20 protein-coding genes are annotated in these 23,788 nt (G+C 64.0%); 18 read left to right on the top strand and 2 right to left on the bottom strand.

What is annotated here, in order from left to right:
* Positions 1-3 precede the first annotated feature (3 nt).
* From DIE03_RS26100 to DIE03_RS26085, 4 genes are all read left to right on the top strand, one after another.
* A complete protein-coding gene (locus tag DIE03_RS26100) occupies positions 4-1,041 on the top strand; it encodes an ABC transporter permease (protein ID WP_124455197.1) in 1,038 nt (345 codons plus the stop codon).
* 77 nt (positions 1,042-1,118) lie between these two features.
* On the top strand, positions 1,119-2,060 hold the full coding sequence (locus tag DIE03_RS26095) for an ABC transporter substrate-binding protein (protein ID WP_124455196.1): 942 nt from the start codon (positions 1,119-1,121) through the stop codon (positions 2,058-2,060).
* A gap of 67 nt (positions 2,061-2,127) precedes the next feature.
* A complete protein-coding gene (locus DIE03_RS26090; RefSeq protein WP_124455195.1) occupies positions 2,128-3,018 on the top strand; it encodes an amidohydrolase in 891 nt (296 codons plus the stop codon).
* 68 nt (positions 3,019-3,086) lie between these two features.
* Positions 3,087-3,854: a FadR/GntR family transcriptional regulator gene (locus DIE03_RS26085; RefSeq protein WP_124455194.1), complete on the top strand. Its 768-nt coding sequence runs from the start codon at positions 3,087-3,089 to the stop codon at positions 3,852-3,854.
* A 22-nt stretch (positions 3,855-3,876) separates the two neighbouring features.
* On the opposite strand, the gene DIE03_RS26080 is transcribed toward DIE03_RS26085, so the two are convergent.
* Positions 3,877-5,118, bottom strand: a complete 1,242-nt coding sequence (locus DIE03_RS26080) for an FAD-binding oxidoreductase (protein ID WP_124455193.1) — start codon at positions 5,116-5,118, stop codon at positions 3,877-3,879.
* Positions 5,119-5,300: 182 nt separating this feature from the next.
* Here DIE03_RS26080 and DIE03_RS26075 point away from each other — a divergent pair, with 182 nt between their 5' ends.
* The 12 genes from DIE03_RS26075 (at position 5,301) to DIE03_RS26020 (ending at position 19,896) form a co-directional block, all read left to right on the top strand.
* Positions 5,301-5,540, top strand: a complete 240-nt coding sequence (locus tag DIE03_RS26075) for a hypothetical protein (RefSeq protein ID WP_124455192.1) — start codon at positions 5,301-5,303, stop codon at positions 5,538-5,540.
* Positions 5,541-5,905: 365 nt separating this feature from the next.
* On the top strand, positions 5,906-6,604 hold the full coding sequence (locus tag DIE03_RS26070) for a YfiR family protein (protein ID WP_124455191.1): 699 nt from the start codon (positions 5,906-5,908) through the stop codon (positions 6,602-6,604).
* Positions 6,601-7,869: a diguanylate cyclase domain-containing protein gene (locus DIE03_RS26065; protein WP_124455190.1), complete on the top strand. Its 1,269-nt coding sequence runs from the start codon at positions 6,601-6,603 to the stop codon at positions 7,867-7,869. Before DIE03_RS26070 ends, DIE03_RS26065 begins: the two co-directional genes overlap by 4 nt.
* An 87-nt stretch (positions 7,870-7,956) precedes the next feature.
* Positions 7,957-8,466, top strand: a complete 510-nt coding sequence (locus DIE03_RS26060) for an OmpA family protein (RefSeq protein ID WP_124455189.1) — start codon at positions 7,957-7,959, stop codon at positions 8,464-8,466.
* Positions 8,467-8,748: 282 nt separating this feature from the next.
* Positions 8,749-10,629, top strand: coding sequence for a type VI secretion system baseplate subunit TssF (gene tssF, locus DIE03_RS26055; protein WP_124455188.1), 1,881 nt, complete (start codon positions 8,749-8,751; stop codon positions 10,627-10,629).
* A 132-nt stretch (positions 10,630-10,761) separates the two neighbouring features.
* On the top strand, positions 10,762-12,900 hold the full coding sequence (locus DIE03_RS26050) for a type VI secretion system Vgr family protein (RefSeq protein WP_124455187.1): 2,139 nt from the start codon (positions 10,762-10,764) through the stop codon (positions 12,898-12,900).
* Between the two features lie 17 nt (positions 12,901-12,917).
* Entirely contained in the window at positions 12,918-13,376 is a 459-nt protein-coding gene (locus DIE03_RS26045; RefSeq protein ID WP_124455186.1) for a DcrB-related protein, read from the top strand.
* A complete protein-coding gene (locus tag DIE03_RS26040) occupies positions 13,373-17,716 on the top strand; it encodes an RHS repeat-associated core domain-containing protein (RefSeq protein WP_260434958.1) in 4,344 nt (1,447 codons plus the stop codon). Before DIE03_RS26045 ends, DIE03_RS26040 begins: the two co-directional genes overlap by 4 nt.
* Before the next feature lie 11 nt (positions 17,717-17,727).
* Entirely contained in the window at positions 17,728-17,937 is a 210-nt protein-coding gene (locus DIE03_RS26035) for a hypothetical protein (RefSeq protein WP_124455185.1), read from the top strand.
* Between the two features lie 456 nt (positions 17,938-18,393).
* Positions 18,394-18,888 (top strand): RHS domain-containing protein, encoded by a 495-nt coding sequence (locus DIE03_RS26030; protein ID WP_124455184.1) that lies wholly within the window; start codon positions 18,394-18,396, stop codon positions 18,886-18,888.
* Positions 18,857-19,420, top strand: a complete 564-nt coding sequence (locus tag DIE03_RS38825) for an RHS repeat-associated core domain-containing protein (RefSeq protein ID WP_260434957.1) — start codon at positions 18,857-18,859, stop codon at positions 19,418-19,420. The genes DIE03_RS26030 and DIE03_RS38825 overlap by 32 nt, the downstream gene beginning before the upstream one ends.
* The gene (locus DIE03_RS26020) at positions 19,417-19,896 is read left to right on the top strand and encodes an SMI1/KNR4 family protein (protein WP_185658224.1); all 480 of its coding nucleotides are present in this window, start codon (positions 19,417-19,419) and stop codon (positions 19,894-19,896) included. The genes DIE03_RS38825 and DIE03_RS26020 overlap by 4 nt, the downstream gene beginning before the upstream one ends.
* A 221-nt stretch (positions 19,897-20,117) precedes the next feature.
* On the opposite strand, the gene DIE03_RS26015 is transcribed toward DIE03_RS26020, so the two are convergent.
* Positions 20,118-20,768 (bottom strand): hypothetical protein, encoded by a 651-nt coding sequence (locus tag DIE03_RS26015; RefSeq protein ID WP_124455182.1) that lies wholly within the window; start codon positions 20,766-20,768, stop codon positions 20,118-20,120.
* A gap of 784 nt (positions 20,769-21,552) precedes the next feature.
* Here DIE03_RS26015 and DIE03_RS26010 point away from each other — a divergent pair.
* Together DIE03_RS26010 and livH are read left to right on the top strand one after the other, a co-directional pair.
* Positions 21,553-22,671: a branched-chain amino acid ABC transporter substrate-binding protein gene (locus DIE03_RS26010; protein ID WP_124455181.1), complete on the top strand. Its 1,119-nt coding sequence runs from the start codon at positions 21,553-21,555 to the stop codon at positions 22,669-22,671.
* A gap of 183 nt (positions 22,672-22,854) precedes the next feature.
* Entirely contained in the window at positions 22,855-23,781 is a 927-nt protein-coding gene (gene livH, locus DIE03_RS26005) for a high-affinity branched-chain amino acid ABC transporter permease LivH (protein WP_034186151.1), read from the top strand.
* Positions 23,782-23,788: the final 7 nt, after the last annotated feature.

Below are 23,788 nucleotides of genomic sequence, written 5' to 3'. Positions count from 1 at the left end.
ACCATGTCCAACGATACGCATCCCGTTCCGCCCCTGGCTTCCGGCGACACGCCGGCCGCCGCATCGAGCCTGAAGTCGCGCTTCTTCAATCCGGCCGCACGGCAGAAGCTGCTCGCGTTCGCGAGCCTCGTGCTGCTGATCGTGTTCTTCAGCTTCGCGTCGCCGAACTTCCTCGAAGTCGACAACCTCGTGTCGATCCTGCAGGCCACCGCCGTGAACGGCGTGCTGGCCGTCGCCTGCACGTACGTGATCATCACGTCGGGCATCGACCTGTCGGTCGGCACGCTGATGACGTTCTGCGCGGTGATGGCCGGCGTCGTGCTGACGAAGTGGGGGATGCCGCTGCCGCTCGGGATCCTGGCCGCGCTGCTGTTCGGCGCGCTGTCGGGCTGCGTGTCGGGCTTCGTGATCGCGAAGATGAAGGTGCCGCCGTTCATCGCGACGCTCGGCATGATGATGCTGCTCAAGGGGTTGTCGCTCGTGATCTCGGGCACGCGGCCGATCTACTTCAACGACACGCCGGGCTTCACGTCGATCGCGCAGGATTCGCTGATCGGCAGCCTGATCCCCGCGCTGCCGATCCCGAACGCGGTGCTGATCCTGTTCCTCGTCGCGATCGGCGCGTCGATCGTGCTGAATCGCACGATCTTCGGCCGCTACACGTTCGCGCTCGGCAGCAACGAGGAAGCGCTGCGGCTGTCCGGCGTGAACGTCGACGCATGGAAGATCGCCGTCTACACGTTCAGCGGCGCCGTGTGCGGGATCGCCGGGCTGCTGATCGCGTCGCGGCTGAATTCCGCGCAGCCGGCGCTCGGGCAGGGCTACGAGCTCGATGCGATCGCGGCCGTCGTGATCGGCGGCACGTCGTTGTCGGGCGGCGCGGGCAGCATCGTCGGCACCATCATCGGCGCGTTCATCATGAGCGTGCTGACCAACGGCCTGCGCATCATGTCGGTCGCGCAGGAATGGCAGACGGTCGTGACGGGCGTGATCATCATCCTCGCCGTGTACGTCGACATCCTGCGCCGGCGCCGCCGCTGACGCACGCCTGCCCGCAGGCATCCGCTTCACCGCCGGCCCGGCCGGTATCCAGAAGAGACCCACCAAGGAGACGCGAAGTGATCAGGAGCAATGTGTTGAACGCGATCGTCGGGCTGACGTTCGCCGTCGGCTTCACGGCCGGCGCGCGGGCGCAGGAAGCCTATATCCCGCTGATCTCGAAAGGCTTCCAGCATCAGTTCTGGCAGGCCGTGAAATCGGGCGCGATGCAGGCCGCGAAGGACTACAAGGTGAAGGTGACGTTCGAAGGGCCCGAAACCGAGGCGATGGTCGACAAGCAGATCGACATGCTGTCGGCCGCGATCGCGAAGAAGCCGGCCGCGCTCGGCTTCGCGGCGCTCGACAGCAAGGCCGCGCTGCCGCTCCTGAAGAAGGCGCAGGCCGCGAAGATCCCGGTGATCGCGTTCGACTCGGGCGTCGACAGCGACATCCCGGTGACGACGGCCGCGACCAACAACAAGGCGGCTGCCGCGCTCGCCGCCGACAAGCTCGCGGCGCTGATCGGCGACGAAGGCGAGGTGGCCGTGGTCGCGCACGACCAGACGAGCCGCACCGGCATCGACCGCCGCGACGGCTTCCTCGAGCGGATGAAATCGGCGCATCCGAAGGTGCAGGTCGTGACCGTGCAGTACGGTGAAGGCGACCAGCTGAAATCGACCGAGGTGACGAAATCGATCCTGCAGGCGTATCCGAAGCTCAAGGGATTGTTCGGCACCAACGAGGGCTCGGCGATCGGTGTGGTCAACGGCGTGCGCGAGATGAAGCGCAAGGTCGTGATCGTCGGCTACGATTCCGGCAAGCAGCAGAAGGACGCGATCCGCAGCGGGCTGATGGCCGGCGCGATCACGCAGAACCCGATCGGGATCGGCTACAAGACCGTCGAGGCGGCCGTGAAGGCGACCAAGGGCGAGAAGCTGCCGAAGGTCATCGATACCGGTTTCTACTGGTACGACAAGACCAATATCGACGATCCGAAGATCGCGGCGGTGTTGTACGACTGAGCGTTGCGCATGAGCGGCGGCGACGGCGACGCGCGCCGCCGCCGCGGCAACCGAACACGAGGGCACCATGGGCGCAGTACGCATCGATTCCCATCAGCACTTCTGGCGTTATCGTGCGGCCGACTATCCGTGGATCGGCCCCGGGATGAGCGTGCTCGCGCGTGACTACCTGCCCGACACGCTGTGGCCGCAGATGCATGCGCAGGCGCTCGGCGCGTCGATCGCGGTGCAGGCGCGTGCCGGGCGCGACGAGACGGCGTTCCTGCTCGACCTCGCGCGCGACGATGCCCGTATCGCGGCGGTGGTCGGCTGGGAAGATCTCGGTGCGCCGGCGCTTGCCGACCGGGTTGCCGAGTGGGGCAGCCCGAAGCTGCGCGGTTTCCGTCATCAGGTGCAGGACGAAGCCGACGTCAGCGCGTTCGTCGCGAATCCCGGGTTCAATCGTGGCGTTGCGTGGCTGCAGGCGAACGGATACGTGTACGACGTGCTCGTGTTCGAGCGCCAGTTGCCGGACGTGCGCGCGTTCTGCGCGACGCACGATGCGCACTGGCTTGTGCTCGACCATGCCGGGAGGCCTGCGCTTTCGGCGTTCGAGCGCGACGAGACGGCGTTCGCGCGCTGGCGCGCGTCGCTGCGCGAGCTGGGTGCGCTACCGCATGTCGTGTGCAAGCTGTCGGGGTTCGTGACCGAAGCGGACTGGCAGCGTGGACTGCGCGCGCAGGACATTCGGCACATCGAGCAATGCCTCGACGCGGCGCTCGACGCGTTCGGCCCGCAGCGGCTGATGTTCGGGTCGGACTGGCCCGTGTGCCTGCTCGCGGCGTCGTACGACGAAGTGACGTCGCTCGTCGAACGCTGGGCCGAATCGCGGTTGTCGGCGGCCGAGCGCGGCGCGCTGTGGGGCGGTACGGCCGCGCGTTGCTACGCGGTGCCGGGCGATGTGAAGCGCGGCATATAGAATAGGCGCGAACGGCCTGCCCGATTCGTCAGGCCGTCCGGAACGAAACCGATTACCAGCATCAACGTATGTCCATCCAGCCGATTCAGAACCGCCGCCTCTACCAGCAGATCGCCGACAAGCTCAGTGCGATGATCGAGTCCGGCGATTTTCCGCCGGGCAGCTATCTGCCGCCCGAGCGCGAACTGGCCGAGCAGTTCGGCGTGTCGCGCACGTCGGTGCGCGAGGCGCTGATCGCGCTCGAAGTGAGCGGGCTCGTCAGCGTGCGCGTCGGCGACGGCGTGAAGGTGCGCCATCCCGAGGCAGCTGCAGTGCCCGAGCCTGCCCCCGAACCCGATGCGAAAGTCGCGCCGTTCTCGATCGTCGAGATCGATCCCGAACTCGGCATCGCGCTCGACCTCGACACCGAAATCCCGCCGTTCGCGTTGTTGCAGGCGCGCCGTCTGATCGAGCCGGAAGCCGCGTCGCTGGCCGCGCAGCACGGCTCGGACGCGCAGATCGAAGGGATTCACGAAGCGTTCCTGCGCAACCAGGATGACAACCGCAGCGGCTCGCTCACGCACCCGGGCGACCGGCTGTTCCATATCCGTATCGCGGAAGCGAGCGACAACGCCGCTTACGCGCTGATGATCAAGCAGTTGCTCGCGCACAAGTACGACCTGATGTTCCAGCGGCTGCAGTCGCTGTACATGCCGAACGACATGCCGCACCGGTCGGAACGGGAACACCGCGCGATCCTCGACGCGATCCGTGCGCGCGATTCCGAAGCCGCGCGCCGCGCGATGGCCGAGCATCTCGACGAGGTCATCCGGATTTTCGGTCGCGCGCTCGACTGAGCGCGCGTCGACGCACCACCGGTCAGAATCGGTCCGCGCGATACGGCGCCGGATCGGTGAACGGTGCCTCGCCCGTCATCATCTCGGCCAGCAGCCGGCCGGTGACGGGGCCGAGCGTCAGCCCGTGGTGGTTGTGCCCGAACGAGAACCACAGCCCGCGATGGGCGGGCGCGGGGCCGATCACCGGGCGCATGTCCGGCGTGCATGGCCGGAAGCCGAGCCACGGATGCGGGTCGAGCCGCTCGCCGAAGCCGAACACCGGCCGTGCGATGCGTTCCGCGCGCTCGAGCTGCACGCCGGTCGGCGGCACGCGGCGCCGTGCGATCTCGACACCCGTTGTCAGCCGCAGCCCGCGCCGCATCGGCGCGATCACGTAACCGTATTCCCGATCGACGATCGGCGCCGACGGCACGCCGCGCGCGGACGGCGCGTAGTGCATGTGATAGCCGCGTTTCTCGCGCAGCGGGATCTTGTAGCCGAACTTGCCGAACACCGTGTCCGACCACGGGCCGAGCGCGACGACGACGGCCGGTGCGGCGGCCGGGCCATCCTGGGTGTGAACCTGCCAGCCGGGCGACAGTGCGTCGAGGCTCGCGGCGTCGCCGGTGAGCAGCGTCCCGCCGCCTTGCACGAACAGCTGCGCATACGCTTTGACGAGCGCGGAAGGATCGACGACGCTCTTCGGATCGAGCCAGTGCAGCGCGCCGCAGAAGCCGGGCGCGAGGCTCGGCTCGTGCGCGAGCAGCGCGGCTGCGTCGAGCGGCGTGATGCCGAGCCCGTGGCGGCGCGCGGTGAGGCCGGCCTCGGCCACGCCGCGTTCGAACGCGGCCGGCGTGCGGAACGCTTCCAGCCAGCCGTTCGCGCGGATCAGCTCGCCGGCGCCGGCCCGTGCGATCAGCGCGTCGTGCTCGACGATGCAGCGCTCGATCAGCGGCAGCATGTCGCGTGAAGCGGCCGCATGACGCAGCGGTGCCGATTCCCACCAGAACCGCGCGAGCCACGGCGCGAACGCGGGCAGCGACGCGCTGTGCCAGTAGAGATCGGTCGAGCGGTTCAGCGCATAGCGCATCAGCGTGAATGGGCTGCGCGGGAACGGATACGGCTCGACCGACGAGCGCTCGATCAGCCCCGCGTTGCCGAAGCTCGTGCCTTCGCCGGGCGCGCCGCGATCGACGAGGGCGACCTTGCGTCCGCGATCCTGCAGGTGCAGCGCGGCGGAGACGCCGACGATGCCGGCGCCGAGAACGATGACGTCGAAATCCATGAGTGTTGAATGACGGTTGGCGGTGCGCTCGCCCGCGGTACGGTGCGCGCGCCCTGGTTGGAGATCGTTCGAACTGCAAGCATACTCGCGGTGGTGCGGGGGACCAAGAGGCGGCGCGCGGCCATTCCTTCGCAGGTGGCCCTTGCGCGACGATTCCGGAACCGCTTGGCGAGCAGACCTCGTTGACCGACAAGCTCGATCTGACACCCGGCGAGATGCGCAAGCTCGACGTGTGTCCCGATTTCGTTCGAACCATGTTTCATAACGGCGGCGGTGATTACCAGTGTGTCGACTTGCGCAACGGCGACGCGAGCGGGTGGATATGGTGGCACGCGCGTCCGACCGAACTTGAGCGCGCGGAATTGTGGGCCGTGATGAACGCGTGGTTCGATATCTTCGTCGAAGGGGCCGACGAGCGATAAATGCACGTGCATATCGCGGTCGCATCGCTGAACACGATCGCGAGGCGCAGGGCGTACGCCGTTCGATCTGCCGGCGATCGCGTAGCGCGCGGGGAACGTATGATGTTTGTCGCGGACGGACATCCAATCCGCTGATCAATTTACCGGCGTCGACACCGGATCGACGTCGGCCAACGCATTCGCCCGCATCGTCGTACCGCTGAATCGAGCCGCATACATCCCGATGTTTTATCGGGTGTTTCCCACTGCTTTGTCATCCGAATTTTTACCTAAGATGAAGAAATCGTGCGCGTAATTCAGTGCCTGCACGCGCATGGAGGGAGGCAGGCGGCAACGGCGGAGCGACGCCAGCGGAAGTTGCCATCATGGATGCGAAAGTGTGCGCGCCGGCTGTCAGTCTCGCGACTGCAGCGACGCCAGCGGCCGCGGCGGCCATCGCCGCACGCACGGTGTGCGGCCGTCTCGGTCGAACCGCTTCGCTGCGTCACGCGTTGTTCGCAATCGTTTGCGCTCTGGGTGCGGCTTCCGCCGTGCTTGCCGGTGCGCCCGCCAATCCGGACGATCCGGTCGACATCGTGCAGATCGCCGCCGCCGCAAGCCCCGCGAATCCTCCTGTTTCTTCACACGACGCGACCGTGCGCCAGGTCGTGCTCGGCATCATCAGCTTCACGCGCTGGCCGGCCACGCCCGTTCACCTGCATCTGTGCGTCACGGGCCGGCCCGACTACGCGCGCGGCCTGACGGACACGCTGGAAGCCGGCTCGACGCTGGTCGACGTGCAGCGCGTGAGTCCCGACGATCCTGCGCTCGGCATGGCGTGCGACATCGTCTACTTCGGCACGCTGAACAACGACGAACGCACGCGGGTGAGGACCGCGGTGGCCGGCCATCCGGTGCTGACGATTGCGGAACACGATCCGTCCTGCACCGCGGGCGGCATGTTCTGCCTGAATGTCGACGGCGATCGCGTGTCGTTCGACATCAATCTCGACGCCGTCGCGCGCAGCGGCGTGCGTGTGCACCCGAACGTGCTCAACCTCGCGCGACGGCCGGTGACGCCATGACACGGTCCGCGCTCCCCGTTTCCGCTTCGCGCATGTCGCGCCCGACGCTGCAAAGCGTGTTGCGTCGCGCGCATTTGCGCCTCGCGTTCGTCGCGGTGACGATGGCGGCCGTGTCGTTGATCGTCGTCGCGGTGATCGCGTTGCGTGCGTATGCGGGCAACAACCTGAACCTGCTCGCGCGCTCGCTCGGCTATACGGTCGAGGCGGCGCTCGTGTTCGGCGACCGTGTCGCGGCGAACGAGGCGATCGGGTTGATCGCGAGCGACGAGGACGTCGCGCAGGTGGTCGTCACGGACAGCAAGGGGCAACTGTTTGCAACTTGGCAGTTGCCTGCCGGAAGCGAGATCGCGCGGCTCGAACGCGCGGTCGCCGACGTCGCGCTGCCCGGGCCGGTGACCGTCCCGGTGATGCACGACGGCATCGTCGTCGGACACGTCGTCGTGCGGGGGCGCGGACATCAGTTCTTCGGCTTCCTGCTGGGTGGTGTCGGCGGCATTCTTGGCTGCCTGGTCGTCAGCGTGCTCGGCGCGTATGTCAGCTCGAAGCGGCTCTTGCGCAGCATCGTGTCGCCGCTGCGCGCGCTGGCTGGCGTGGCGCACGCGGTGCGGCGCGAGCGGGCGTTCGCGCGGCGTGTCGAGCCGGCGGCGATTGCCGAATTGAATCAGCTCGGCGACGACTTCAACGCGCTGCTCGACGAACTCGAAGACTGGCAGAACACGTTGCGCGACGAGAACGCGTCGCTCGAACACAAGGCGACGCACGATGCGCTCACGGGGCTGCCCAACCGCGTGCAGTTCGAGTCGCGCCTCGCGCTCGCGCTTTGCGATGCCACGTTGACCGGGCAGCGGGTCGCGATCCTGTATCTCGATTGCGATCGTTTCAAGGAGATCAACGATTGCCTCGGCCACGACGCAGGCGACGCGGTGCTGATCGGCATTGCGTCACGGCTGCGCAAGCAGGTGCGTGAGACCGATCTCGTCGCGCGCCTGGGCGGCGACGAATTTGCGGTGATGCTGGCGACGGTGCCCGAAGCGGACAGCGTGTGCCGGATCGCCGACGAGATCTTGTCCGGCATGGCGCCGTCGATCGAGTTGTCCGACGGCCGCGTGGTGGCCACCATGATGAGTGCCGGCGTTGCGCTGTATCCCGATCACGCATCGGACGCGAGCGGCTTGCTGCGGGCCGCGGATGCCGCGATGTACCGCGCCAAGCGCGCGCGGCCGGGTTCGTGGCAGTTGGCGGAGGGCGTTGTCCGGTCGGCTTGAGGGTTAACGTCTCGCGCTGCGGGCGAGGCCGCGGCAGCGATTTACAAGAAGTGCGCCCAACAATTGCGCACTCGAAGGGGATGCGAAATGAACCACTCGTTTCCTGTGAGCATGGAGCGGCTGTGCGTTGGAAGCGCGTTGCTGCTGTGCATGCTGCTGGGGGGCTGCAAGACGCCGCCGCTTCATCGCGGGCTGACGCAGACTCAGGTCACGGCGCTGAAGTCGGCCGGGTTCCAGGAGACTGGACAGGGGTTCGAGTTCGGGTCGACCGGGCCGATCCTGTTCAATTTCGACCGGTACAACCTGAAGCCGGATGTGCGGCGGATCGTCGAACGGATCGGGCGCACGTTGCGGTCGGCAGGGATCAATGGCGTGCGGGTCTATGGCTACTCGGATGATGACGGGACGGAGAAATACGATCTCGAGTTGTCGAGGCGACGGGCGGAAGTCGTGGCGATCGAACTGGTTGACGTCGGGCTCGACGCGAAGCAGATCGCGATCGTCGGGAAAGGGAAGGTGGATCCGGTAGGGGATAACAAGACGCCGGCGGGGCGCGCGCAGAATCGAAGGGCGGCAATCGTGGTTTCGCCGCGGTGAGGCGACGCGGCGCGGCGCGCGCGGGTAGCCGTGCCGACAAGCACACTGTGCCGTCTGTTGTAACGGTTTGCCATCATTGAGGTAAAAGTGTCCGAGCGATCGTTTGCAAGCGGCGAGCCTTGATGTTCGCGGCATTTCGGACGGTCATCCACTGAATTCGTCATCCCGGAATCGCGATTTTCAATTCGCTGAGAATGAAATAATCGGTCATCCCAATAAAATCGTTCCGCCTTTTTTAACGCTGCATCGTCATCCGCACATGCAGCGACGGACGGAACGCGTATGGTCATCGAACCCAAGGATCTGTTGCCGCACTTCGAACGCGAGATGACGCTGCTGCGCCGTTCGATGCAGGTGTTTGCTCAACGCTTTCCCAAAATAGCCGCTCGGCTGGCGATCACCGGCGAGCATTCGGACGATCCGCACGTCGAACGCCTGTTGCAGTCGTTCGCGTTGATGGCGGCGTGTCACGACATCCGTCTCGACGATGACGTGCCTGCGTTTACGCACGGTTTTCTCGATACGCTGCACGGCGTTTTTCTGCGTCCGTTTCCGTCGTGCGCGGTGGCGCAATTTCGTGGCGACCGCAGCAGCGAACTGACTGCACCGCGCGTCGTGCCACGCGGCGATCGGCTGATCGCGCCCGTCGGCAAGGAAGTATTCCGCATCGCGGACGACATCGCGATCGTTCCATTGACGGTGTCGTCGGTGCGTTACACGACATCGTCGATCGCGCCGCGCGATGTCACGTTGCCTCCGGAAACGACCGGTTTGCTGACCTTCACGTTCGAGCTCACTACGCCGAATGCGACGTTCGCCGTCGTGCCGGACACCGTGCGCCTGCATTTCACCGGTGCGCGGGAAATCGTCGCGGCGCTCGCCGATGCCGTGTTGCTTCTCGGCAACCGAAGCTTCGCCGAAGCAGGCAACTCAACGCGCTGGAAGCGCTTGCCGGACGCGACATTCACGGCTGTCGGCTTCGAGCCTGCCGATGCGCTGCTCGACGTGCGGCCGGACGATGCCCTCTGGCCGTTCCACCTGCTGAGGGCGTATTGCGCGGTGCCGGAGCGTTTCGACTTTGTCGACCTGGACATGCGGGCGATCAAGCGAATCGCCGGCGGCGGCCGTCGCGTCGCGCTCCACCTCGCGATCGCGGGCGTGCATCCGGATTCGCACCGCGCCCAGCGCCTGGCCGCCGCCACGGCCGACCACGTCCGGCTGTTTTGTACGCCGGTCGTCAACCTGTTTCCGGACGACGCCCAGCCGATCGAGACGCGCGCCGGTTGCGCCCACTATGCGGTGAGGGCGCTCGCGCAGGCGGGAGCGCCGCGCACGGCTATCTGGTCGATCGACACCGTTCGTCAGGTGTCCGACGCGGGAACGTCGACGCTGGCACCGTTTCGGTCGCTACGGCATGGCACGGATACGCATACCGGGTTGTTCTGGACGGTGTTGCGCGACGAGGCAAGGCGGGCACCCAGGGAACCTGTCGATCCCCGGTCCAAGGAGACGGAGACGACCGCGCCGCCGGATCCGTCCGACGCCGCGGAGTCGCTCCGCGGCGTCGAACTGGAACTGGTTGACCGGGACGGACGGCCTGCCGATCCCGGCCGTCGCAAGCTGGAGATCCGGCTGTCCTGCACCCAGGGCGATCTGTCTGGAATGCGGGAGCGCGAACTGGCATTGCCCGCGGGCGATCCGGCGGGAACGGTCGTGCTGCTGAACCGGCCGACGTCGAGCCGGCCGCCCGCTTTCCGCTACGGGGAGCTGTGGGATCTGCTGTCGCTCCTCGTGCCGCAGGCGATCCGGCTGGACAAGGGCGGCCTGATCCAGCTCAGGCGGCTTTGCGCATACTGGGCGGAGGACGCCGTCGACGCCGGCCGGCGCTTCGATGCGCTCGTGTCGTTGTCTACCGCGCGCGTGCGGCGCTGGCTGCCCGGCAAGCCGGCATCGGCTTTCGTGCAGGGGCTGGAGGTGCGGCTGGTCGTGGATGAACAGCGTTTCGCCGCGTTCAGCCTGAACGGATTTGCGCACGTAATGGACCGGTTTTTCGCGCCATACGTACCTGTCACCAGTTTCGTGCAGGTCGTGCTGTTTTCGGCTGCTACCGGCGCGCTGCTTCGACGCGGGGCGCCGCGTCCCGGCGTCCAGCCGCTGGTCTAGTTTTCCGATTTTCAGGGCTCGAACGAAAACGTTTGCGGCATCTTTCAACCGGTCAGGTTTTACCCTACATTATCGAGGCTTCGGGCCGGCGAGCCGGTCCATGGAACCTGAGATCAAAAGAAAGGAACAAGAATGAGTTTCGCTCCGAACGGGGGTATTCCCAGTGGCTTGGGCGGCAGTGCGCTCGGCTCGTTGAGCGCGCTCGGCGGCCTCGCCGGTCCGGTTGCGTCGAGCGTAGCCGGCAGCCTCGGGCCGCTCGCGGGGCTGGCCGGGCACGTCGACACCGTCCAGCGCGCGATGCAACTCGCGCAGACCGGTTTTTCGCTGATGGAGAAGACGCCCGGCGCCATCGCCGAAGCGATCAACGGCGCCGCCAACCCCGCGCGCCTGACTCAGCTCAACCGCTACGTGACGCTCGATACGCCACTCGGCCCCGATGTGCTGCTGGTCAGCGCGGCCGTCGTCGACGAGCACGTGAACCGGTTGCCGGAAATCCACCTCGACCTGCTGTCGCATCGCCACGACTTGCGCCCCGACGACCTGATCGGCCAGCAGGTCAAGATCCGCTTCGATCAGCAGGCGCGCCTGTCGACGCTCGAGCGCGTCGTGGCAGCGGATACCGTCGAGGGCGACCGCTACTTCGATGGCTACGTCGCGTCGTTCGACCGGGCCGGCAACCCCGGGAACGTCACGCAATACCACCTGACGGCCGTGCCGTGGTTCTGGTTCCTGACTCGCTCGACCGACTGCCGGATCTTCCAGAACAAGACCGTGCAGGACATCCTCACCGAGATCTTCCAGGAACACGGTTTTTCCGATTTCGTGTTCGACATCCGGACGAGCCAGAAGCCGCTCGAGTACGTCGTGATGTACCAGGAGAGCTACTACAATTTCTGCGCGCGGCTGATGGAGCAGGAGGGGCTCGTCTGGACGCACCGCTATGAGAAGGACAAGCACTTTCTCGTGATCGGCGACACGAACCTGCTGTTCCGCCCGATCGACGGGCTCGCCACCGTGCCGTTCGCCGCGACCCAGGCCAGCGAGGACAGCGGCATCGACCAGTTGCACGAAGGCCGGCGCTTCGGCGTCGGCAAGGTCACGTTTCGCGACTTCAATCACCAGAATCCGTCGTCGCCGCTGATGCTGGTGGAGGCCGGGCCGCAGAACCTCAAGCACGCACGGCTCGATGCGACCGAGCGGTTCGAGCATCAGTCGCTGTACGACCACGGCGACGACGGCCACCGCTACGCGCGTTTCGCGATGGAGGCTGAGGAGGCGCAAGCCCATCGCTATACGGGCGGCGGCTACGCGTGGCGCATGACCACGGCGGGCGCCGTGACCGTCGCGAACCACCCCGTCCTCGAAAACAACCAGGAGTACGTGATCCTGCACGTGCGTCACGAGGCCGTGAACGACTATACGCAGCACAGCGCGAAGCTGCCGTACCGCAACAGCTTTGCGCTGCTGCCGAAGAAGATTCCGTACCGTGCGCCGCGCGCGACGCCGAAGCCGGTGATTCACGGCACGCAGTCGGCGATCGTCGTCGGGCCGAAGGGCGAGGAAATCTATACGAACGGCAGTGCGGTGAAGGTGCATTTTCCGTGGGACCGGCGCGGCAAGAAGGACGGCTCCGATTCGATGTGGGTGCGCGTGTCGCAACCGTGGGCGGGTGACGGCTGGGGCGCGGCTGCGATTCCGCGGATCAAGCAGGAAGTGCTGGTGGCGTTCAATCAGGGCGATCCGGATAACCCGGTGATCGTCGGCCGCGTGTTCAACGGCGAGCAGGGTAACCCGTATCACGGTGCGGCCGGCCAGACGATGGGGATCAAGAGCCAGACGCATAAGGGGCAGGGGTCGAACGAGATCCGCATGACCGACACGAACGGCATGCAGGAATTCTTCATGCACGCGCAGAAGGACATGAACACCGTCGTCGAGAACAACGAGACGCACAAGGTGCTGGGGCCGATGCGTACCGTGCTCGTGGCGACGGGCAGCGAAGAAAAGCAGATTCCGCAGGGCAATCTGACCGAGACGATCGCCGAGAAACGCAGCACTACGGCCACCACCGTCGAGGTCACGACGCCGGCCAAGGATGGTGGCGGCGGCACGCAGGTCTACATGGCCGAGCGCGGCATCCTGCTGAAGGTGCAGAACAGCTCGATCTCGCTCGCGCCGGAAGGTATTCGCCTGGAGCACAACGGCTCCGTGATCCTGATGACCGACGACGGCGTGATGGTCAACGGCAAGCGCATCGATCTCAACAAATAACTCGAAGAACACCAGCCATGCACTACGCAATCCACGAAGGCACCTTCGAGCTGCCCGACGCGGCGCTCGATCGTACTGTCAACATCCTGATGATGAACGTCGGCCCCGGCGGCCTCAACCTCGTGATCGCCCGAGGGCGGTTTCGCGACGGCGAGAATCTCGACGCGTTCGTTGCGCGCGAATGGGAAGTGGCGTCGCGCGACGCACGGATGCTCACCGAGAAGGCACGCCGGCCGGTTACGGTCGGCGGGCGGGCAGGTATTCAGATCGATTCCACGCACGAACGCGACGGCCGGCTGTGGCATCAAATGCAGACCATGTTCCCGTCGGACGACGCCGGTCGCGTCCTCGTGATGACATTGACCAGCGCGGTGCCGCTGACCGACGAGCAGCAGGCGATCGCCGACCGGATGCTCGCCAGTTTCCAGCCGCGCGCGGCGCGACCGACCCTGCTCGGGCCGGGTGACGCGTTGTGAGCGCGGAACACTTCGCGGCCGCTCGCTTCGAAGACCCGATCCAACACACGTCGTTCTGGGGCGAGCTTGTCGGCACGGTCGGATCGGTGGTCGGCGGCGCTGTCGTCGGCGCACTCGTGGCCGAGGCGATGGAGGGGCTGGTGTTCGTCGGCCTGGCCGCGCTTGAAATCGGCACGGCGGGGTTGGCGACGCCGCTCGTGATCGCGATCGGTGTCGGTGTGGCGGTCGGCTCGGGTGCGCTGATGGAAGCGAGCGGCATGAACGAAGCGATCGACGACGGCGCGAAGGCGCTGGCCGATGCGATCGCGCCGCCCGAGATCAAGGGCAAGATCGCGAGCGGTTCGGGGAACGTCTACGTCAACGACAAGCCGGCGGCGCGGGCGGCCAAGCCGGGCGATCTCGATACCGTCGCGTGTACGGACCATCCCGGGCCGCAGATGATTGCCGACGGGTCGGGGAGCGTTTATATCAACGATCAACCGGCTGCGCGCGTTGGCGACAAGACGACGTGTGACGGGACGATTGCCGAAGGTTCCGACAACGTCTTCATCGGCGGCGGCACGCAGCGGGTGCGGGACGTGAAGTCGGCTACGCGGCTCGGATGGCTGGGTGCGGCGCTCGGGATTGCGCTGGCGGTCTGCGGCCGCGGCAAGATGAGCTGGGGGCAGTTCCTGAAGAGCAAGGCGCCGTGTATCGCGATGAATTTTGCAGCCGGTGCATTCGGGACGTGGCTCGGTCGCCTCGCCAGGCCGTCAGCAGGTCACCCGGTCAACGTCATTACTGGCGGCAAGGTTCTCGATGGCACGGACGACACCGACTTCGCATTGCCCGGACCGCTGCCGATCGTGTGGCGGCGTTTTTACAGCAGCCACGACGATCGTGCCGACAGCCTGTTCGGGACGGGATGGAGCGTGCCGATCAGCGTCGAGCTGCGGATTGCGCGCGAGCAGGGTGAAGTCACGTCGATCACGTACTGGGACGAGCAGGGGCGCGATATCGAGTTTCCACCTGTGCCGCCGGGTGAGAGTCATTTCAGCGTGCCTGAAGGCATTTACCTGATTTGTACCGCCGGTGGGCACTATGTGGTCGAAGCGGTCGATGGTTTGTATCGCGATTTCGGCCGCGCGCGCAGCGATGCGGACAGCGAGACGCTCAAGCTGTGGCGGCTTGAGGATCGCAACGGCAACTGGATCGAGGTCGAGCAGGAATCGGCAGATCAGGTTGTGCGGCCGGTGCGGTTGCGTGACAGCGCGGGGCGCGTGCTGACGCTGGGTTATGAGAAACGTCATCCTCGACGCATTGCCACGATCGAACTGACGCGTGGCGTGGACGGTGAGCAACCGGACACGCTGGTGCGTTATGCGTACAACGACGCCGGCGAGCTCGTGGCCGTGACCGATCGCAGTGGTCACATCGGACGACGCTTCGTCTACGAGCATGGGCTGATGGTCAAGCACACGCTGCGCGGTGGTTTGACGTGTTTCTATGCGTGGCACGGTGTTGGCCGCGACGCGCGTGTCGTGCGCCACTGGACCGACGACGGCGAAGCGTACACGTTCGATGCGGACCTCGCGCAGCGTTCGGTGACGATCACCGACCAGATCGGGCGCGTGACGCAATGGACGTGGAACGAGGATCAGCAGCCGACGAGTCACACGGATGCCGAAGGCAACGTGTGGCGGCTCGAATGGAACGGGATGCGGCAGCTGGTCAGTACGACCGATCCGGCCGGGAACGCGACGCGCTTCGAATATGACGAGCGCGGGCGGCAGACGCAGCGCATCGATGCGCTCGGCCAGGTCGAGCGCACCGAATGGAACGGGCACTACGATCTGCCTGTTGCCGAAACTGATCCGGCCAACGCGCGGTGGATCTACCGCTACGACGATCGCGGCAACCTGACGATGACGCGCGATCCGGCGGGGTTCGCGACCGAGTATTACCGCGACGAGCGCGGGCTCGTGCATACGATTCGCGACGCGCGTGGCGGCTACAAGTTCCTCGAATGGAATGGCCGGGCGCAGTTGACGTCGTATACCGATTGTTCCGGCAAGGTCACGCGGTTTGCGTATGACGCACGCGGTGCGCTCGCGCGGGTGACCGATGCGGCCGGGCAGGCTACCGTGTATGAAACGGATGCGATGGGGCGGGTCACGGGGATCGGGACGGCTGACGGTGCGCATCAGACGTTTCGGTATGACGCGGCGGGGCGTCTCGTTGAGGTCGTCGATGCAAATCAGCGCAGTACGCGTTACGAACTCAATGCGCGTGGATTGCTGCTGGCGCGCACGGATGCGGCTGATCGTGTCGTGCGGTTCGGCTATGACGACGCGTTCCGGTTGGCGAGCCTCACCAACGAGAACCGTGAGACGTATCGCTTTCAGTACGACCGTCGCGATCTCGTTTCCGCACAGATCGGTCTCGATGGCCACAAGCGTACGTACGAGTACGACGTGTGCGGCCAAGGCACGATCGTACGCGATGGGCAGATCGAGACGCGATACGAGCGCGACGCGATCGGGCGGCTGACGGCGAAGCAGGCTCCACATGAGCGTTGTGAGTACCTGTATGACAAGGCTGGCCGGATCACGTCGGCCGAGTTGTATGCGCTCGCCGCGCGCGGGCCATCGCTGAAGAATCGGGTTAGTCTGAAATACGACGCGCGTGGAGAAGTCGTCGAGGAATACACGCCAACCGGCTGGCTCGCGCACACCTACGACGAGCTTGGCAATCGTGTCAGCACCACGATTTCCGGCGAACGCACGATCGATTGGCTGCATTACGGCTCAGGGCATGTGCACCAGATTCGTTTCGACGGTGCTGCGGTTGCGGACATCGAACGCGACGATCTGCATCGCGAGGTGCTACGGACGCAGGGCAAGCTGACGAGCCACTTCGGGTATGACGCGGTGGGGCGCCGTGCGCGGCAAACTGCGCAGCGAGGTACGGCGGGCGGCGAGTTGCTTGCGAAGCAGTGGCAATACGATGCTGCAGGCGACGTGATCGAGAAGCGCGATCAGCGTTACGGCACGACGTGCTATCGGTATGACCCCACAGGGCGCATCGAACAGGCGGCGGGGCCGGGACTGCCGTCGGAAGTGTTTCGCTGGGATGCGGCGGCCAACCTGGTATCGAGCGATCACCCAGGCGGCTACGTCGAGCACAACCGGCTCAAGATGTTCGAGGACAAGCGCTTCGAGTACGACGCGTATGGGCGACTCGTTCGCAAGCTGAGCGGACATGGGCCGGCAAAAGAGCTCACGCTTGAATACGACGATTGGAACCAGCTCAAGACGGTCGTGACGAAGGACCGGCTCGGGATCGCGACGACGCATTTCGAGTACGACGCGTTCGGCCGACGGATCCGGAAGCTCAATGGCAGTTACGCGAGTACGGATTTCCTGTGGGACGGCATGCGGTTGGTGCAGGAGACGTATCACGACCGTCAGGGCGAGGAAGCGCTGACGTATTTGTACGAGTCGAATAGTTATGTGCCGCTTGCCCGGATTGATCAAGGGAAGGCGGCCGCTAATGATGCGGATGTACGGGACGCGGTTTACTACTTCCACAACGATGTTTCTGGGTTGCCGGAGGAACTGACTGACGCCGGTGGCGAGCTGGTTTGGCAGACGCGCTACAAGGTGTGGGGCAATGCGGTGCAGGAGGAGTGGGTTGCGCGGGGGCCGCAGAGATCGACACCCTCCTGGGGTCAAGTGTCGGTGGCCGCGCCGACATCGACACATGCACCACGACCGCAGAACTTGCGCTTCCAGGGGCAGTATCTGGACCGCGAGACCGGGCTGCATTACAACACCTTCCGGTTCTACGATCCGGACATCGGGCGATTCATCACGCATGATCCCATTGGACTTGCTGGCGGCATCAATCTCCACATGTACGCGCCGAACCCGGTAAGCTGGATTGACCCGTGGGGCTTGAGGTGCGGGCCGGGTGAGGCGACAGGAGCTGGGCATAAAGTGACTCCTGGAAGATGGCTACGCGGTACCCATGGGAATGCCGGTGCCTTTCCGGAGTCGATTGCAAAAAAGATGAAGGGACGCTCTTTTAGAGATTTTGACCATTTCAGATCAGAATTTTGGAAGGAAGTCTCAATGGACCCCGATCTGAGTAGTCAGTTCTCGAAATCCAACGTATCGAGAATGACAAATGGATTGGCTCCGAAGGCATCGGTTACTCAGGGAGTGGGTAAGAACACCTCGTATGTGCTTCATCATATAGAACCGATTCAGCATGGTGGGGGTGTCTATGATATGGATAATTTGCGTATCGTAACGCCTCGATATCACGCTGAAGTGCTGGACCCTTCGTACCATTATTGAGAGGTTAAGTGATGAATAGGGATGAATTAATTGTTTTAATTGGGCGGATGAGGGAGTCAAATTATGCCTCCGACGAGGAGGCTGAAAATGATATCGAAATTTTGAATAGAAATGTGGCTGATCCTTATGCGATGGATTATATCTTTCAAAAGGAATACGAAGATATGTCGCTTGAGGAAGTTGTTGACAAAATTCTCTCATATAGGCCGATACAACTGTAACTCGCGTAGTCGGGTTTATCGAGGATATTCTTGGAGTGTTGTAGATAACCTGGTGCAAAAACGCTGTGAGGATGGTAACGGGTTCCGCTTTTAATTTGACTAGCCCGCATACTAAGTGAAGCTTGCATCAGAGGATCCACTTGCGAATACACCTTGCGCTGGGCGTTAAGTTTTGATAGTGCGGTGACGCTGTGGGCAACGTGATCCAGAAGCGCAATCAGTTAGTGGATCGGGAATTGGTTCGCAATCGGATTGGGTTGACGTAAATTGCGAGGGATCTTGGTGCGGACACAGCGGCAGATGATGCTGTCTCAGGATCACGTGCCCGTTACCTCGCCGACACTGCGCCGCACGCCGCGACCATAGATCCGGTGGCTGGTTCGCAAGCTGAGTGGACATGGGCCGGCTAAAGAGCTCACGCTTGAATACGACGATTGGAACCAGCTCAAGACCGTCGTGACGAAGGACCGGCTCGGGATCGCGACGACGCATTTCGAGTACGACGCGTTCGGCCGGCGGATCCGGAAGCTCAATGGCAGTTACGCGAGTACGGATTTCCTGTGGGACGGCATGCGGCTGGTGCAGGAGACGTATCACGATCGTCAGGGCGAGGAAGCGCTGACGTATCTGTACGAGTCCAATAGTTACGTGCCGCTTGCCCGGATCGATCAAGGGAAGGCGGCGGCTAATGATGCGGATGTACGCGATGCGGTTTATTACTTCCACAACGACGTTTCGGGGTTGCCGGAGGAGCTGACTGACGCTGGTGGCGAGCTGGTTTGGCAGGCGCGCTATAAGGTGTGGGGCAATGCGGTGCAGGAGGAGTGGGGTTACACGGGTGCCGGACCGACCGACAGCGGTGTGGGGAAACGCTCAAGCGGCTGCACCAACGCCGGCTCACGTACCGCGACCGCAGAACTTGCGCTTTCAAGGGCAGTATCTGGACCGTGAAACGGGGCTGCACTACAACACGTTCCGGTTCGACGATCCGGATATCGGTCGGTTCATCAATCCCGACCCGATCGGTTTGCTAGGTGGAATGAACCTCTACCGGTACGCACCGAATCCGATCCAATGGATCGATCCGTGGGGACGGGCTTACCAAGGCGTCGACTTTTCTGGGAGTCCCGATCTGTTTCCGGCGACGGAAGGGCAGCGGAATATCCTAGAGATCACCATGCAGGGATCGAGATCGAGAGACTTTGTTCAGGCATTCAAAGAAGCGAATAATTCAAAGGCTGATGTCACCGGCTATACGTGGCGCCATCTGAACGACTTCAATCCTGAGACGGGGCGTACGACGATGCAACTGGTCAAAGCGCAAGCACATATCGGCACTTTCCCGCATGCGGGTTCGGCGGATCAATTTGCAAAGCACTTTGGCGTTGCATACGATTCCTCCGGGGCCGTGCGGGTCGGGCAAGAGCAGGGATGGTTGAAGGGGGCGCAGTCCCAAACGAGGATGCTAACGGGGGAAGTATGAAGCAAAATGAGTTCTCGATGTGTGGACCCGCAATTGACCGATCGGGCATAGAGAAGCTCGAGAGCGACTTAGGTGTCCAGCTACCGGTAGCGATGAAGGGGCACTACCTGAAGTTCAATGGTGGCATGCCAGTTCTCGACTGGTTTCCAATGGAGGCTGATTGGGGGCCGATATGGGTCCACGAATTCCTTCCTATCGGAACGCAGGATGCTAGCAAACCTAACATTCAAAGCATTTATGCGCGAGTCGCGGGTAAGGGAGGATACCCTCGAACCTTTGTTCCATTTGCCACTGATCCTGGCGGTAATCTCTTCTGTGTCGACACCGGTAGAGGTTCCGTACATTATTGGTTGACCGATACCTACGAGGAAACGTTGACGGACTTGGAGAACCGCCAGAAGGCTGATCGGCGTCTGACTGATTCATTTGACCAATTCGTCAGCTCGCTCGTTTCTGAAGATGAGGCATTCGGCTAGCGTTCGGTCCTGCGAAACGATGGCAATCCAGGGCTGGGCGAACAAGGGTCGCCACTAGGAACGTTTGTAAGCAAGTTGAAGCTGATCAAGCTCGCCATGTCGCTGACCGGCCGCACCTTTCATCAGATGCAGACGGCGTTTCGGTTCGATGCCGGCGGCTAGGCCCAGCGCGCCGGAGAAGGTCGCGCCGCCGTAAGCGGCAGCCACCCAAACCCCCCACATCACCAAGCGATATTGCAAGACGACCGCGACGTCCCCGCGCCGCCGGTAGCCGTGCATTTCGTCCCCGAGCCGTTGTCATAGAACGTCCGCGTTTCCGGCTGCGGCACCGAAGGATCGAACGGATTCGGCGCCCCATGCGGACCACGCGGCGCATCGTACGGCCGCTGCGGCGCATACGATCCACCACTACCCACAGGCCGCGAGCCGTTGGCGCGCAGGTATTCATTCCAGTTCTGTTCGCGCTGCTCATACCCGGGCACGGTGCGACCCAAACTATCGCTTCCACCCGCACCGAGCGCGACGCGATTCGGCGGCAATGCAAACTCGGGCTCATGCACAGACGAAGGTGGCGATGCCACCAGCGCATCGCTTGTCGCACGCAACGGCCGCTTGTCCGGCGTATCGAACGGACTGCGCTCCACAGGCGCGGCGTACTGCACGCGTCGGCGGCTCATGCGTGCCGCATGCCTGTCATCCCGGGCAGCAGCATGCCGCTCCGAACGAAACACATTGGCGCTGGCCGACCGATCGGTCAGCGAATCGCGACCCGAAGCATGGGCAGCAGAAACAGAAAGCGCGCACGCAATCGCGGCGGCGGAAGAGAGGCGGATGGGGTGATTCATAGGCGGTCCGAAGCAGGTGATGTGCATTGAACAAAACGGCAGATCACTGGCTGGCGGCTGGGCGACGGAGGGGCGTCGAAGCGGCCCTGAAGCGACTGCGAGGCGCGGCGGGCGCGACTCGCAGGGAGGCTGGCTGGATTGCAGAAGCGAGTTCGTATTATTTCATGGAAATATCAATCAGCTTTCATCATGTCCGAATCAGTCGGAAAGAAGAAAGATTTACCGCATGGTACGAGTGCCCCGTGTTGGTGCCCGCCCATACAATCATCAGTCGATTGATTTTCAGCGATCGGACCCTCTGCCGCCCCAAATCGCGCCCCGCAGAATGACCGATCGCCGAATCCCATACACAGCAAGGCACTCGATCCAATCACCCCGCCAAATAGCAACCCGATTGCACTCGAAGCAAACGTTCCCGCATCACAGAGGTTGCGCCCCCATCGCCACCCACCAATCTCAAAAACGTACGTGTTTTCCCTTGGTTGACCGGCATTTTTGACAGACGATTGAAAAACGCCCATATAATTTCGACTGCCTTGCCAATGGCTGTCGGACCATCCCTCCGAACGAGCGTTTTGGCAAGCGGGGCAGGCGAAACGCTTGCGCAATGCAAGACGCATCACGATGTCTTTCCGAACCAGACGTCCCCTTCGGGGACTGCAAGAGCCGGGCCCCGCTACGCAACATTCCGCTGGAGTTCCGTCTTCTATGTGTCTCGGGCGTGTCCCATGTCCTCGCCCCGGGTGCTGTTCGATTGCGCAAGTCATGCCGCCTTTGCCCGTATGACTAAACAACATCGAGGAGCTCCCAGATGACGCTGTCCCGTCTTACGTCCATTTCCGTCGCCGCCGTGCTGTTCGCCGCCGGCGCCGCCGCCGCGCAAGCGGAAACCGTGAAGATCGCCATCGCTGGTCCGATGAGCGGCTCGGTCGCCCAATACGGCGACATGGTGAAGGCCGGCGCGCTGACCGCGATCGAACAGATCAACGCGGCAGGCGGTGCGGGCGGCAACAAGTTCGAAGTGGTGATGATGGACGACGCGTGCGAGCCGAAGCAGGCCGTCGCCGTCGCCAACAAGATCGTCAGCCAGAAGATCAAGTACGTGATCGGCCACGTGTGCTCGGGTTCGACGATTCCCGCCTCGGACATCTACGAGAACGAAGGCATCGTGATGGTCACGCCGTCGGCCACCGCGCCGCAGCTGACCGAAGGCAAGAAGCGCCACTTCATCTTCCGCACGATCGGCCGTGACGACCAGCAAGGCCCGGCCGCCGCGCACTACATCATCAACAACGTGAAGCCGAAGAAGGTCGCGATCCTGCACGACAAGCAGTCGTACGGCCAGGGCATCGCGTCGTCGGTGAAGAAGGACCTCGAAGCCGCGAAGATCCCGGTCGTCCTGTTCGAAGGCATCAACGCCGGCGATTCGGACTACTCGGCGATCATCACGAAGCTGAAGTCGCAAGGCGTCGATTTCGTCTACTTCGGCGGCTACCACCCGGAAATGGGCCTGCTGATGCGCCAGGCGCGCGAGCAGGGCGTGAAGGCGACGTTCATGGGCCCTGAAGGCGTGGGCAACAAGGACGTGACGGCGATCGCCGGCCCGGCTTCGGAAGGCATGCTCGTCACGCTGCCGGCCGACTTCTCGGCCGACCCGGCCAACGCGGCGCTCGTGAAGGCGTTCGCCGACAAGAAGCGCGACGCGAACGGCCCGTTCCAGATGCCGTCGTATGCAGCGGTGAAGATCATCGCCGACGCGATCGCGGGCGCGAAGACAACCGACCCGGCCAAGGTCGCCGCGTACATCCACAAGACGACGTTCGACACGCCGATCGGCAAGGTCGCGTATGACGCACAGGGCGATCTGAAGGCCTTCAAGTTCGTCGTCTACACGTGGCACAAGGACGCGACGAAGACCGCCGCCAAGTAATACGGAGTACCCGCCCGTGCACCCGCCCTGTCCGAGACCCGGACGGGGCGGGTGCGTATTGGCTGCGCATCGGCCCGGTGCGCGGCCAACGGGCGGCCCGAGACGACACCGTGCGTTGCGCGCGGCCGAACGCCGTGATCCGGCGACGGCATGCGACCCAGCGCCAACGGGAGCTTCCCGCACATGACTGACTTCTTTCCTCAATTCGCCCAGCAGCTGGTCAACGGCCTGACGCTGGGTGCGATCTATGCGTTGATCGCCATCGGCTATTCGATGGTCTACGGCATCATCGGCATGATCAACTTCGCCCACGGCGAGATCTACATGATCGGCGCCTACGTGGGCCTCGTGACCCTCACGGCAATCGGCATCTCCGCCGGCTATCCGCTGCCGCTCGTGCTCGGCGCCGCGCTGATCGTGTCGGTGATCGTCACCGGCCTGTACGGCTTCGCGGTCGAGCGCGTCGCGTATCGCCCGCTGCGCGGCGGCCCGCGCCTCGTGCCGCTGATCTCCGCGATCGGCATGTCGATCTTCCTGCAGAACTACGTGCAGATCGGCCAGGGCGCGCGCGACGTGTCCGTGCCGGTGCTGATCTCCGGCGCGTTCGACATCCATCTCGGCGGCGATTTCGACGTGACCGTCCCGTATTCGCGCCTGATGATCGTCTGCGTGACGCTCGTGCTGATGATCGCGCTCACGCTGTTCATCTCGCATTCGCGGATGGGCCGCGCGTGCCGCGCATGCGCCGAGGACATGAAGATGGCGAACCTGCTCGGCATCGACACGAACCGCGTGATCTCGTTCACGTTCGTGCTCGGCGCGATGCTGGCGGCCGTCGGCGGCGTGCTGATCGGGCTGACGATCGGCAAGCTGAATCCGTACATCGGCTTCGTCGCGGGCATCAAGGCGTTTACCGCCGCGGTGCTCGGCGGGATCGGCAGCATCCCGGGCGCGATGCTCGGCGGCGTGCTGCTGGGCCTGGCCGAAACCTTCGCCGCAGGCTACATGCCGGCCGAGTACAAGGACGTCGTCGCGTTCGGCCTGCTCGTGCTGATCCTGCTCTTCCGCCCGACCGGCCTGCTCGGCAAGTCGGACATCGAAAAGGTCTAAGGGAGAC

Source organism: Burkholderia sp. Bp8992, from assembly GCF_003853705.1.
In the GTDB taxonomy this organism is placed as follows: Bacteria; Pseudomonadota; Gammaproteobacteria; order Burkholderiales; family Burkholderiaceae; genus Burkholderia.
Note: the sequence above shows the minus strand (reverse complement) of the source record. Positions and strands in the feature narration are given on the sequence as shown.